Annotated in this window: 10 protein-coding genes; all 10 read right to left on the reverse strand. The window is 59.0% G+C overall.

All coding sequences use genetic code 11. The features are described from left to right. Nucleotides 1-20 precede the first annotated feature (20 nt). Nucleotides 21-1,583, reverse strand: a complete 1,563-nt coding sequence (locus J2Y39_RS18150) for a SpoVR family protein (RefSeq protein WP_024014545.1) — start codon at nt 1,581-1,583, stop codon at nt 21-23. After that, nucleotides 1,580-2,851 (reverse strand): YeaH/YhbH family protein, encoded by a 1,272-nt coding sequence (locus tag J2Y39_RS18155; protein ID WP_039757709.1) that lies wholly within the window; start codon nt 2,849-2,851, stop codon nt 1,580-1,582. Before J2Y39_RS18155 ends, J2Y39_RS18150 begins: the two co-directional genes overlap by 4 nt. A gap of 119 nt (nt 2,852-2,970) precedes the next feature. Then, nucleotides 2,971-4,893: a PrkA family serine protein kinase gene (locus J2Y39_RS18160; protein WP_016772892.1), complete on the reverse strand. Its 1,923-nt coding sequence runs from the start codon at nt 4,891-4,893 to the stop codon at nt 2,971-2,973. Between the two features lie 296 nt (nt 4,894-5,189). Then, nucleotides 5,190-5,519: a thiosulfate sulfurtransferase GlpE gene (glpE, locus tag J2Y39_RS18165; protein WP_056786663.1), complete on the reverse strand. Its 330-nt coding sequence runs from the start codon at nt 5,517-5,519 to the stop codon at nt 5,190-5,192. Between the two features lie 34 nt (nt 5,520-5,553). Then, nucleotides 5,554-6,435: a symmetrical bis(5'-nucleosyl)-tetraphosphatase gene (locus J2Y39_RS18170; protein ID WP_310219017.1), complete on the reverse strand. Its 882-nt coding sequence runs from the start codon at nt 6,433-6,435 to the stop codon at nt 5,554-5,556. Beyond that, entirely contained in the window at nt 6,435-6,815 is a 381-nt protein-coding gene (gene apaG / locus J2Y39_RS18175; RefSeq protein WP_095181410.1) for a Co2+/Mg2+ efflux protein ApaG, read from the reverse strand. Before apaG ends, J2Y39_RS18170 begins: the two co-directional genes overlap by 1 nt. Nucleotides 6,816-6,928: 113 nt before the next feature. Continuing rightward, nucleotides 6,929-7,747, reverse strand: a complete 819-nt coding sequence (rsmA, locus tag J2Y39_RS18180) for a 16S rRNA (adenine(1518)-N(6)/adenine(1519)-N(6))-dimethyltransferase RsmA (RefSeq protein WP_310219020.1) — start codon at nt 7,745-7,747, stop codon at nt 6,929-6,931. After that, nucleotides 7,744-8,733, reverse strand: a complete 990-nt coding sequence (gene pdxA, locus J2Y39_RS18185; RefSeq protein ID WP_016772897.1) for a 4-hydroxythreonine-4-phosphate dehydrogenase PdxA — start codon at nt 8,731-8,733, stop codon at nt 7,744-7,746. The genes rsmA and pdxA overlap by 4 nt, the downstream gene beginning before the upstream one ends. Beyond that, nucleotides 8,730-10,052 (reverse strand): peptidylprolyl isomerase SurA, encoded by a 1,323-nt coding sequence (gene surA / locus J2Y39_RS18190; protein ID WP_310219021.1) that lies wholly within the window; start codon nt 10,050-10,052, stop codon nt 8,730-8,732. Before surA ends, pdxA begins: the two co-directional genes overlap by 4 nt. Next, nucleotides 10,027-12,828, reverse strand: coding sequence for an LPS-assembly protein LptD (locus J2Y39_RS18195; protein WP_236167649.1), 2,802 nt, complete (start codon nt 12,826-12,828; stop codon nt 10,027-10,029). The genes surA and J2Y39_RS18195 overlap by 26 nt, the downstream gene beginning before the upstream one ends. Between the last annotated feature and the right edge of the window lie 32 nt (nt 12,829-12,860).

Consider the following 12,860-nt stretch of genomic DNA (forward strand, 5'->3'; position numbering starts at 1 on the left):
TTTCGGAGGCCGGAACCGGATCAAAGATGAATCACGGCCAGATCGAGCCGGCCGTAATCGCCTTCGCTGTGTTCACTGCGTGGCGGCACGTGATGGGTTTTCATGATCTGGTCGCCTTGCAGGGTTTCCAGATGAATGTCGAAGCCCCAGAGCCGGTGCAGGTGCTTGAGGACTTCTTCGGTGGAGTCGCCCAAGGGTTTGCGGTCGTGCTGCTGATGGCGCAGGGTCAGCGAGCGATCACCGCGCCGATCGATGCTGTAGATCTGCACGTTCGGCTCACGATTGCCGAGGTTGTATTGCGCTGCCAGGGTTTCACGGATGATGCGGTAGCCGCCCTCATCATGAATGGCCGGCACCAGCAAGTCGTCTTTCTGGTCGTCATCGAGAATGCTGAACAGCTTTAGATCACGGATCACCTTGGGCGACAGGTACTGCAGGATGAAGCTCTCGTCCTTGAAACTGCTCATGGCGAACTTGATGGTCGACAGCCAGTCGGAACCGGCGATGTCCGGGAACCAGCGGCGATCCTCTTCGGTAGGCTCTTCGCACATGCGCCGAATGTCGCGGTACATGGCGAAACCCAATGCATAGGGGTTGATGCCGCTGTAGTACGGACTGTCGAAACCCGGCTGGAATACCACGCTGGTGTGCGAGGTGAGGAATTCCATCATGAAGCCGTCGGTGACCAGGCCTTCGTCATACAGGTCATTCATCAGCGTGTAATGCCAGAACGTTGCCCAGCCTTCGTTCATGACCTGGGTCTGGCGCTGCGGATAGAAATACTGGGCGATCTTGCGCACGATGCGCACGATCTCGCGCTGCCAGGGTTCCAGCAGCGGCGCGTGTTTCTCGATGAAATAGAGGATGTTTTCCTGCGGTTCGGCCGGGAAGCGGGCGTTGTCCTTGTCGCTGTATTTGTCCGCGCCTTTGGGAATGGTGCGCCACAGATCATTGATCTGCTTCTGCATGTGCTCTTCGCGATCCTTCTGCCGCCGGCGCTCTTCTTCGGCGGAAATCGGATACGGGCGCTTGTAGCGGTCGACACCGTAATTCATCAGGGCATGGCAGGAATCGAGCAGGTCTTCCACGGCATCGATGCCGTGGCGCTCTTCGCACTGCATGATGTACTGCTTGGCGAACACCAGGTAATCGATGATCGAACTGGCGTCAGTCCAGGTACGGAACAGGTAGTTGCCCTTGAAGAAGCTGTTGTGGCCATAGCAGGCATGGGCCACCACCAGCGCCTGCATGCAGATGGTGTTTTCTTCCATCAGATAGGCGATGCACGGGTCGGAGTTGATCACGATCTCGTAAGCCAGGCCCATTTGTCCGCGACTGTAGGATTTTTCGGTACTGAGGAAGTGTTTGCCGTAGGACCAGTGGTGATAGCCCAGCGGCATGCCCACTGAGGCATAGGCGTCCATCATCTGCTCGGCGGTAATCACTTCAATCTGGTTGGGATAGGTATCCAGCGCGTAGCGGGCCGCGATCCGGGCGATTTCGCGGTCGTAGGTCTGGATCAGCTCGAATGTCCATTCGGAGCCGGTGGAAATGGGTTGGCGCTTCTGCTCTTTGGCGGTCATGTCACTAACCTGCGCTGGAAGAGTTCACGGAAGACCGGATAGATATCTCCGGCCGAGACCAGTTGCTGCTGGGCAAACGTGTCAGAGAAGGCTTCGGCGATGCGTTCGTATTCGTACCACAGGGCCTGATGTTCGCGCGGGGTGATCTCCACGTAAGTGTAGTACTGCACAAACGGCATGATCTGATTGATCAGGATGTCGCGGCAGATCGGCGAATCGTCGTTCCAGTTGTCGCCGTCGGAGGCCTGAGCGGCGTAGATGTTCCACTCGTTGCTCGGATAGCGCTCGGCCATGATTTCCTGCATCAGCTTCAGGGCGCTGGAAACAATGGTGCCGCCGGTCTCACGAGAATAGAAAAACTCCTCTTCGTCCACTTCCCGGGCGCTGGTGTGGTGACGGATGAACACCACATCGATCTTGTCGTAGTTACGCTTGAGAAACAGGTACAGCAGGATGAAAAAGCGCTTGGCGATGTCCTTGGTGGCCTGCGTCATAGAACCGGACACGTCCATCAGGCAGAACATCACTGCTTTGGAGCTGGGGTTGGGTTGCTTGACCAACAGGTTGTATTTCAAGTCGAAGGTATCGAGGAACGGCACGCGGTGAATGCGCGCGCTGAGTTTCTCGATTTCAGCTTCGAGTTCCTGAATATCGCCGAAGTTGTCCGGTTCTTCGCGCTTGAGCCGTGCCAGCTCTTCCTTGGCTTCGCGCAATTTCGCGCGGCTGCTGCCAGACAGGGCGATACGACGCGCATGAGCCGAGCGCAACGTGCGGATGATATTGATGCGTGAAGGGTTACCTTCATTGCTGATCCCGGCGCGGACGGTTTTGAACGTGTCGGTGCCGGTCAGGTTGCGTTTGACCAGGTTCGGCAGTTCCAGATCTTCGAACATGAATTCGAGAAACTCTTCCTGCGTGATCTGGAAGACGAACTCGTCCATGCCTTCGCCTGAATTGCCGGCCTTGCCCGGGCCGCGCCCACCGCCGCCGCCCGGTGGACGGGCGATATGTTCACCGGCCGTGAACTCTTTGTTACCGGGATGCACCACGGTCTGTTTGCCGCCGCGTCCGTGATGAAGTACCGGTTCGTCGATGTCGCGACCGGGAATGCTGATCTGCTCACCGTGCTCCATATCGGTAATGGAGCGGCGACTGACTGCCTCTTCGACAGCCTTTTTGATGTGGTCACGGTAGCGCCGCAGAAAACGCTGGCGGTTCACCGTGCTCTTGTTTTTGCCATTGAGGCGTCGGTCGATCACATAGCTCATAAGGCCCCTCCGGGGAGCTTCAAGTTTTGAGCTGCAAGCTGCAAGTAGAGGCCGATTCACCCGGATGGGGATTCACGCGCGTTCTCCTTGCAGCTTGTGGCTTATAGCTTGCAGCTGCCTCACTGCGACTTGCGGACCCGCAGGTACCATTCGGACAGCAGGCGTACCTGTTTATCGGTGTAGCCACGTTCAACCATTCGCGTAACGAAGTCGTTGTGTTTTTGCTGATCCTCCTTGCTGGCCTTGGCGTTGAAGCTGATGACGGGCAGCAGGTCTTCGGTGTTGGAGAACATTTTCTTCTCGATGACCACCCGCAGTTTTTCGTAGCTGAGCCAGGTCGGGTTCTTGCCGTTGTTGTTGGCCCGGGCGCGCAGGACAAAGTTGACGATCTCGTTGCGGAAATCCTTCGGATTGCTGATTCCGGCCGGTTTTTCGATTTTTTCCAGTTCTTCGTTCAGGGCCACGCGGTTGAGGATCTCGCCGGTTTCCGGGTCGCGATACTCCTGGTCCTGGATCCAGAAATCCGCGTACAGCACGTAGCGGTCGAAGATGTTCTGACCGTATTCGCTGTAGGACTCCAGATAAGCGGTCTGGATTTCCTTGCCGATAAACTCGATGTAGCGCGGCGCCAGGTACTCCTTCAGATAGCGCAGGTAGCGTTCGCGGGTTTCGGCCTGGAACTGTTCCTGTTCGATCTGTTGTTCAAGCACATAGAGCAGGTGCACCGGGTTGGCGGCGATTTCATGCGGGTCGAAGTTGAACACCTTGGAGAGGATCTTGAAGGCGAAGCGGGTCGACAGGCCGTTCATTCCTTCGTCGACACCGGCCGAATCGCGGTACTCCTGAATCGACTTGGCCTTCGGATCGGTGTCTTTCAGGTTTTCGCCGTCGTAGACGCGCATCTTCGAATAGATGTTGGAGTTTTCCGGCTCCTTGAGGCGCGACAGCACAGTGAACTGCGCGAGCATTTTCAGGGTGTCCGGTGCGCAGTGCGCCTTGGACAGGGAACTGTTGAAAAGCAGTTTGTCGTAGATCTTCACTTCGTCGCTGACGCGCAGGCAGTACGGCACTTTGACGATGTAGATGCGGTCGATGAACGCCTCGTTGTTCTTGTTGTTGCGGAAGGTGTGCCACTCCGATTCATTGGAGTGAGCCAGCAGGATGCCGGTAAACGGAATCGCGCCGAGGCCTTCGGTACTGTTGTAGTTGCCCTCCTGGGTAGCAGTCAGCAATGGGTGCAGCACCTTGATCGGCGCCTTGAACATTTCGACGAATTCCATCAAGCCCTGGTTGGCCCGGCACAGCGCACCGGAGTAGCTATAGGCGTCAGCGTCGTTCTGTGGGAATTCTTCGAGTTTGCGGATATCGACCTTGCCGACCAGAGCCGAGATGTCCTGGTTGTTCTCGTCACCGGGTTCGGTCTTGGCCACGGCAATCTGATTGAGGATCGACGGGTACAGCTTGACCACGCGGAACTGGCTGATGTCGCCGCCGAATTCGGCCAGGCGCTTGGTCGCCCAGGGCGACATGATGGTGTTCAGGTAGCGCCGTGGAATGCCGAAATCTTCCTCGAGGATCGCGCCATCTTCGGTGGCGTTGAACAGACCCAGAGGCGACTCGAAGACCGGCGAGCCCTTGATGGCATAAAAGGGCACTTTCTCCATCAGCTGTTTCAGCTTCTCGGCCAGGGACGATTTACCGCCGCCAACGGGGCCGAGAAGATAAAGAATCTGTTTCTTCTCTTCCAGGCCTTGGGCGGCGTGGCGGAAATACGAGACGATCTGGTCGATGCATTCTTCCATCCCGTGGAAGTCTTCAAAGGCCGGATAGCGGCGGATCACCTTGTTGGAGAAGATGCGCGACAGCCTCGAATTGGTCGAAGTGTCGAGCAGTTCCGGTTCGCCGATCGCCATCAACAGACGTTCGGCGGCGGAAACGTAGGCGCTGCGATCGTTTTTGCACAGCTCCAGGTACTCCTGCAGAGAGAGTTCTTCCTGGCGTGTGGATTCGAAGCGTTGTTGGAAGTGGCTAAAGATACTCATGACGTCACCTCGCTCGATACGTGGAGCCGACGCCGGATCACTCAGTCGATGCTGGCAGCAGTCGCTGTGGCAGCTGCTGTTTACCCCCCAGAATTCTCCCACGGTCGACAAACCGCGAAAGCTACTCCCGATGACCCGCGCGCCGGTGTACCGGCTCTCCCCTGTTTTGGATGGCCTGCGCTTAAGGATAGTTGGGAATTCGAGAGGTAAAGGCGAGATACGTAATTAGTTGTGGCAGACCGTTCGTCTGCCGCGCGCAGGCCCACGGCAGCCGGGGCCTGCGCCGGGCAAAAAAATTATTCGTCGGTGCCTTGCGCGGTTTCCGAAGGATAGGTCGTACGCCACAGCTCGAAACCGCCATCCATGCTGTAGACGTCGGAGAAGCCCTGGCCGACCAGATAGGCGGCTGCGCCTTGGCTGGAATTGCCGTGGTAGCAGACCACGACGGTCGGTGCATCGAGGTCGGCGCCTTGAATGAAAGCGTGCAGGGAATGGTTGTCGAGATGTTTGGAGCCGCTGATATGCAGCGCGGCAAAGGTCGCCGGATCGCGTACGTCGACTACGACTGCGCCCTGTTCACGCAGGGCCTGCGCCTGTTCCGGCGGGATTCGTTTGAATTCGGTCATGACAAAGTACCTGTTGCTCTACTGAAGGCGCAGTCTAACGCGAGGCGTTGACGGGCGAATCGTTGGGGGTGAGTGGGGCGACTGATGGCGCAAGTCCGCCGTGCTCGTCGCATTTGCATGACAGGCGTTCGCCGCTGTCGACGTTCATCAGCGTCAGGCTGCCGCCCCAGACGCATCCGGTGTCCAGCGCGGAAATGCCCGGCTCATGGATATTGCCCTCGAGCGCGGCCCAGTGACCGAAGATGATGCGCAGGCCTTTGGTTTTGCGCTCCTTGTGCTGAAACCACGGCTTGTAGCCGGGCGGCGCGCTGTCGAGGCCTTCCTTGCTTTTGAGGTCGAGTTTGCCCTCAGCGGTGCAAAAGCGCATGCGCGTGAAGTAATTGGTGATCACCCGCAGCCTATCAATGCCTTTGAGGTCGTTGTCCCATTTCGCCGGTTCATTGCCGTACATACCGTCAAGGTAGGCGGGGAACACGTTGTCGTCACGCAAGGCGGTCTCGACTTCGGCGGCGCACTTCAACGCACGGCGCAGCGACCATTGCGGCGGGATGCCAGCATGGACCATCGCAACATCGCGTGTTTCGTCGTAATGCATCAGCTTTTGCTGGCGCAGCCATTCCATCAGTTGCGGCCCATCGGGGGCCTCGATGATTTCGCGCAGTGTGTCGCCTTTCTTCAAACGCTCGATCTTCTTCGCGGCGGCCAGCAGGTGCAGGTCGTGATTGCCGAGCACGCAGACCAGCGACTCACGCATGCCAAAGAGAAAACGCAGGGTTTCCAGCGACTGCGGGCCACGGTTGACCAGATCGCCGACCAGCCACAGCCGGTCAAGCGCCGGGTCGAAGGCAACTTGTTTGAGCAGGCACTTGAGCGGTTCGAGGCAGCCTTGCAGGTCACCGACGGCATACGTCGTCATCAGTGCAGGGCTCCGGGCACGGCGAGGCGAAACGGTTCAATGATTGCATCGAAATGTTTGCCGTCGTCGGCGAGCATTTGATAAGTGCCCTGCATGGTGCCGACCTTGGTGGTCATCACTGTGCCGCTGGTGTAGACATGGCTCTTGCCTACATCGATCGACGGTTGCTGGCCGACGACGCCTTCACCGCGCACGTGTTCGACATGGCCGTCACCATCGGTGATCACCCAGTGCCGGGACAGAAGCTTGGCCGCAACCTTGCCGTTGTTCTGTACGGTGATGGTGTACGCGAAGGCGAAACGGTCGTGTTCGGGTTGCGATTGGTCTGGCAGATAGCGGGTGACGACGCTGACATCGACCTGATAACGGGAATCGGACATGCAAGAAGGCCTTAATGAAGCGGAACGCGGGGCGTAGCTGATGGGGAATCAGTCTAGGCAAGTATCGGGCAGTAAACCAGAGTGGTGTGCTGCCCGATAGCGTTCATCGCGAGTCAGTCGGCGGCGGGAGCTGCCGGGGCCTGTATCGCGAGCTGGTCGGCCAGGCGCACGAATGCGGCCAGATCCAGCTGCTCGGGACGCAGGCTGCCATCAACGCCAGCGGCTTCGATTTCGGCATTGCTGAGCAATTGCTTGAGGGTGTTGCGCAAGGTTTTGCGGCGCTGATTGAAGGCTTCGCGTACCACGCGCTCCAGCAACTTGTGATCCTTGGCCGGGTGCGGCAGTACCGCGTGGGGCACCAGACGAACGATCGCCGAGTCGACTTTCGGCGGCGGGTTGAATGCGCCCGGGCCGACGTTGAACAGATGTTCCACGCGGCAATGGTACTGGACCATGATCGACAGACGACCCCAGTCACCGCCACCCGGGCCTGCGGCCAGGCGCTCGACCACTTCTTTCTGCAGCATGAAGTGCATGTCGCGAATGATGCCGGCGTTGTTCAACAGGTGAAAAATCAACGGCGTGGAGATGTTGTACGGCAGGTTGCCGACCACCCGCAGGCTGTTTGGCGCGGCGTTCAGTGTATTGAAGTCGAACTTCAGCGCATCGCCCTGATGCAGGTTGAAATTACTCATGCCGGCAAACTGCTGATTGAGGATCGGGATCAGATCCTTGTCCAGCTCCACTACGTCGAGTTGCGCGCCGGAGCCCAGCAAACCTTGGGTCAGCGCACCCTGACCGGGGCCGATTTCCAGCAGGCGGTCGTCAGGCTTGGCGTGGATGGAGCGCAGAATGCGGTCGATAACACCGGCATCGTGGAGAAAGTTCTGACCAAAGCGTTTGCGCGCCTTGTGTTGGTATTGCTCGTTCATAAACGGGTCTCGGCCATCTGGTAGGCGGTTTCCAGGGCGACTTGCAGGCTGCCGGTGTCGATCCTGCCGCTGCCGGCCAGATCCAGGGCGGTGCCATGGTCGACCGAGGTGCGGATGATCGGCAGGCCCAGCGTCACGTTGACGGCAGCGCCGAAGCCTTTGTACTTGAGCACGGGCAAGCCCTGGTCGTGGTACATCGCCAGCACTGCGTCGCAGTGCTCCAGATATTTGGGGGTAAACAGAGTGTCGGCAGGCAGCGGGCCACGAAGGTCCATGCCCTCGCCGCGCAGGCGCTCTAATGTCGGTTCGATGATGTCGATTTCTTCATGGCCCAGGTGGCCGCCTTCACCGGCATGCGGGTTGAGACCGCAGACCAGGATGCGGGGCCGGGCGATGCCGAATTTGTCTTGCAGGTCGGCGTGCAGGATTCGCGTGACCCGCTCCAGCCGCTCCGGGGTGATCGCGTCGGCAATCTCGCGCAGGGGCAGGTGGGTGGTGACCAGCGCCACGCGCAAACCGCGAGTGGCCAGCATCATCACTACTTGCGCGGTGTGCGTCAGGTCGGCGAGAAATTCAGTGTGTCCAGAGAACGCGATGCCCGACTCGTTGATCACACCTTTGTGCACCGGCGCGGTGATCATCCCTGCGAAATCACCGTTCAGGCATCCGTTGCCGGCGCGGGTCAGGGTTTCGAGGACGAATGCAGCGTTGGCCTTGTCCAGTTGCCCGGCGATTACCGGTGCGCTGAGCGGCGTGTCCCAGACGTACAGGCTGTTGGCCGGTGCTGGAACATCTGGCCACTGCCCCGGCGCGACATCCAGCAGACTGACGGCCAGCCCCAGCTGCGCGGCCCGCTCAAGGAGTAGGTCGCGGCTGGTGATGGCAATCAGGGGATGTGGCTGGGCTTGCGAGGCGAGCAGCAGGCACAGGTCGGGACCGATGCCGGCCGGTTCGCCGGGTGTCAGCGCGAAACGCTTGGGTTTCACTGCGCTGCCTGGTCTGCACCAGGGAGTTTGATCTCTACGTATGCTTCGTCACGGATCTGACGCAGCCAGGTTTGCAGCTCTTCATCGTATTTGCGGTTACGCAGTACAGTCATTGCTTGCTGCTCACGGGCCTGTTCGGTGCCGTCAGTGGCGCGACGGCCAAGGACTTCCAGCACGTGCCAGCCGTATTGGGTCTGGAATGGCTTGGACAGCTGACCTTGTGGGGTCGAAGCCATCACTTCGCGGAATTCCGGTACCAGCACGTTCGGGTCGATCCAGTTCAGGTCGCCGCCGTTGAGGGCGGAACCCGGATCTTCCGAGTAGTTTTTCGCCAGCTCGGCAAAGTCTTCGCCGGCGGTGATGCGGTCATACAACGATTGCACCAGTGCCTTGGTCTTGGCTTCGTCGCGGATCGGGCTCGGCTTGACCAGGATGTGGCGGACATGCACTTCGTCGCGCATCTGCGCTTCGCCGCCACGTTTGCCCAGCAGCTTCAGAATGATGAAGCCGCCCGGCGTGCGCGCAGGCTGAGTGATGTCGCCAACCGCCATGCTGCTCAGCTCACGATCGAACGGAGGTGGCAGTTGTGCGGCTTTACGCCAGCCCATCTCGCCGCCTTCCAGCGCGTTGTCGCTGCCGGATTTGGCCACGGCCATCTGACCGAAATCGGCGCCTTGCTTGAGCTGCTGGTAAACATCCATGGCCTGACGATAAGCGCTCTGAATGGCTTCAGAGTTGGCGCTTTCCGGGGTCGGAATCAGGATGTTGGCCAGGTGCAGTTCTTCGGACAGCTGCATCTTACCGAGGTCGGAGGCGAGGAAGTTCTTCACTTCCTGCTCGGACACCTGGATGCGCTCGGCCACACGACGCTGACGCACACGGCTGATGATCATCTCGCGCTTGATCTGATCACGGGCGTCGTCATAGTTCAGGCCATCACGAGCGAGCGCAGCACGAAACTGATCGACACTCATGTTGTTGCGCTGAGCAATGGTGCCGACAGCCTGGTTCAACTCTTCGTCAGTGATGCGGATGCCCGAGCGTTCGCCGATCTGCAGTTGCAGGTTTTCGACGATCAGACGCTCGAGCACTTGCTGATCGAGCACGCCCGGAGGCGGCAGACCGCCACCGCGCTTGGCGATGGTCTGCTGAACTTCGTGAACGCGCTGGTCCAGTTGGCTCTGCATGACCACGTCGTTATCGACGATCGCCACCACTTTATCGATGGACTGTACGGCGGCGTTGGCCGCCGTACCCAGGAACAGCGCGCCCAGCAGCAGCGGGCGCAGACAATCAGAAAGCTTGGTCTTCACGTTCACGATAACCTTGAATGCCTTTGTCGAGGAAGCTCTCTACCTTGGCGCCAGTCAGGCCGCCGAGTCCCTTCAGAACAATTTGGAGGAAGACGCCATGGTCGCCTTTTTCGTTTTGCGGAGCTTCCTGGCTGAACTCGTCATAGGAAACCCAGTAACGGTTGATCAGGCGCAGTTTCCAGCAGCAGTTGTCGTATTCGAAACCACCGAAGGCTTCCAGCGTGCGATTGCGGTTGTAGTCGTACTGCCAGCGACTGATGGCGTTCCACTGCGGAACGATCGGCCAGATGACCGAGAAGTCATGCTGCTGGATCTTGTAGTAGTCCTTCACGTAGCCAGGTTGGCCCGGGGTGCCATAGTCACCGCCGCCCACAGACCATTTACCGGTGTTCTGGTCATAACGAACCTGGTCATTACGGTAGCGATAACCAACGTTGATGACTTTGTTCGGGTTGTCTTCCGGCTGATAGTGGAACATCGCACTGCCGGATCGTGGGCTGCGGCTGTCCGGGTCCCAGTTGTAGTCGGCAGTGGTGCGCCAATCGCGGTTCCAGCGGTATTCGTATTCCAGCGCGTATGGCGAAACGTCGGATTTCGCGTCGTCACGATCGTTGAAAGCGATACCCGGCAGTTGAACCTTGCGATCCTTGAAGTACAGAGCCTGGCCGACGCTGATGCGCTGACGCTCAAAACCATTGTCTTCAATCCAGCGACTGGTTACGCCCAGCGACAGTTTGTTCTCGTCGCCGACACGGTCTGCGCCGGAGAAGCGGTTGTCGCGGAACAGCGAGGCGTAGTTGAAGGTGTATTCGCTGGTGTCGAAAACCGGAATGTCTTCCTGATCAACCTCAGGTACATAGAGGTAGAACAGGCGTGGTTCCAGGGTCTGACGGTAGTTCTTGCCGAAATACGAGGTGTTGCGGTCGAAGTACAGGCCACCATCGATGCTGGCGATCGGTACGCCACGGTTCTGGTTGCTGTCGAACTCGCCGTTGAGCTTTCTCTGTTCTGCGGTCATCGCATCGATCTGCGATTTGCCGGTGTTGTCCAGATCAAGCTGATACTGCGTGTACTGGTACTTCAGCGATGGCTTGAGGAAGCCATACGTCCAGTTCATCGGCAGGCTGACGCCCGGCTTCAGATTCAAACGATCGCCATTGGCGCGAGCCAGGCCAGTGATGTTGTTGTCCAGGCGCGACTCGGTAGTGATGCCGTCTTCCTGTACAAACGTGCCGCTACGCAGGTCGCGATCAAAGCGAACCAGCTCGGTCTCGTAATCGAAATTCAGACCTTCCGGGTGATACGGCAGCTGACCATTGAAGGTGATCTGCGGCAGACGGCCATATGGTGTGATGTTCGAAACGGTCGCCAGTTGATACTGCTGAGCGTTGAGGCGTGCGGTGTAGTTGTCGCCACGATAAGTGACCGAGCCCTGCTGATTGACGAAGTCGTCGCTCTTGACGCCGATCTGGTCGGTTTGCAGGTCCTGGAAGTAATACGGATCGCTGATCTTGGTGTAGTCAACCTGGGTCAGCACGCGGGAATCGAGACCGCCCTTGTGCTGCCAGTTGTACATGTAGCGAGTCTCGTTGTAGTCGGACTGGCGCTTGCGATCGTCGTTCTCATCGTTGAGGTACGATGCACCGAACTGCCCTTCACTCGACTTGGTCAGGTAACGGAACTCACCCTCCACCAGCATGCCGCGCTTGCTCATGTAGCGCGGGTACAACGTGGCGTCATAGTTCGGCGCCAGGTTGAAGTAGTACGGGGTGACCAGCATGAAGCCGGTGTCGCTGCCCGAACCGATGGTCGGCGGCAGGAAACCTGACTGGCGACGGTCGTCGATCGGGAAGTAGATGTACGGGGTGTACAGAATCGGGATGTCTTTGACGCGCAACGTCACGTTGGTCGCGGTACCGAAACCGGTCGCCGGGTTCAAGGTGATGTTGTTGCCCTTGAGCTGCCAGGCGTTGCTGTTCGGTTCGCAAGTGGTGTACGTGCCGTCCTTCAAGCGGATGATCGCGTTTTCGGCACGCTTGGCATACAGCGCGTTACCGCGGATGCGCGATTTGTGCATCACGTATTCGGCGTTGTCGACCTTGGCTTCGCCGGTGTCGAGTTGCACATCGGCGTGGTCGCCGACGATCAGCGCGCCGTTGTCACGGATGCGCACGTTGCCGGCCAGTTCGCCACGGCTCTCGGCCTGATACAGATTGGCCTCGTCGGCTTCGACCTGCATGCTGCCCTGACGCATGATCACGTCACCGGCAAGGCTGGCGACCTGGGTGTCCTGCTCGTAACGCGACGCTTTGGCACCGATGAAGGTCGGCGCGTCACTTTTATTCGTCTTGTCATTCATGCCAGGACGAATCGGTTCGATATAGGAACCAGAGCAGTAAGGACCGGTCTCGGCCAATTGGGCGGCGGTGAGCTTCTCGCGCGGAACCCAGTCGAGGTGACTGTAGTCTTCGCTACGGGATTTCAGGCCGCGGCCCTTGGACTCGGTGACCAGTGCGGTTTTCGCGCCAGTGTCGGCGTCGGAACCCTTGTCGGCCGCAGGCTCGCCGGCGGCGCTGACGGCACTGCCGTCATGCACCGGGCGCGGCGGCAATGCCGCGGCGGGCGACTTGGGCGCACAGTCCCAGCCACCCGTAGCCGAGACGGAGCAGTCATACTGCTCGGCGGCAACAACGAATTGACTGGCCAGAGGTTGCATAGCCAGCAGACTGCCGGTTACCAACAATGGAAATTTTTTACGAAACGCGGGGGATTTCAATGCCATCTTATTAGTCCGGGCTTCCTGCGTGCCATCTG

The organism is Pseudomonas sp. 2957 (genome assembly GCF_031456345.1).
In the GTDB taxonomy this organism is placed as follows: Bacteria; Pseudomonadota; Gammaproteobacteria; order Pseudomonadales; family Pseudomonadaceae; genus Aquipseudomonas; species Aquipseudomonas siliginis.

What these genes read in the sequence shown, in the direction of transcription:
- J2Y39_RS18150 (WP_024014545.1), bottom strand. Translation starts at nt 1,583, where the DNA reads ATGACCGCCAAAGAGCAGAAGCGCCAACCCATTTCCACCGGCTCCGAA.
- J2Y39_RS18155 (WP_039757709.1), bottom strand. Translation starts at nt 2,851, where the DNA reads ATGAGCTATGTGATCGACCGACGCCTCAATGGCAAAAACAAGAGCACG.
- J2Y39_RS18160 (WP_016772892.1), bottom strand. Translation starts at nt 4,893, where the DNA reads ATGAGTATCTTTAGCCACTTCCAACAACGCTTCGAATCCACACGCCAG.
- glpE (WP_056786663.1), bottom strand. Translation starts at nt 5,519, where the DNA reads ATGACCGAATTCAAACGAATCCCGCCGGAACAGGCGCAGGCCCTGCGT.
- J2Y39_RS18170 (WP_310219017.1), bottom strand. Translation starts at nt 6,435, where the DNA reads ATGACGACGTATGCCGTCGGTGACCTGCAAGGCTGCCTCGAACCGCTC.
- apaG (WP_095181410.1), bottom strand. Translation starts at nt 6,815, where the DNA reads ATGTCCGATTCCCGTTATCAGGTCGATGTCAGCGTCGTCACCCGCTAT.
- rsmA (WP_310219020.1), bottom strand. Translation starts at nt 7,747, where the DNA reads ATGAACGAGCAATACCAACACAAGGCGCGCAAACGCTTTGGTCAGAAC.
- J2Y39_RS18195 (WP_236167649.1), bottom strand. Translation starts at nt 12,828, where the DNA reads ATGGCATTGAAATCCCCCGCGTTTCGTAAAAAATTTCCATTGTTGGTA.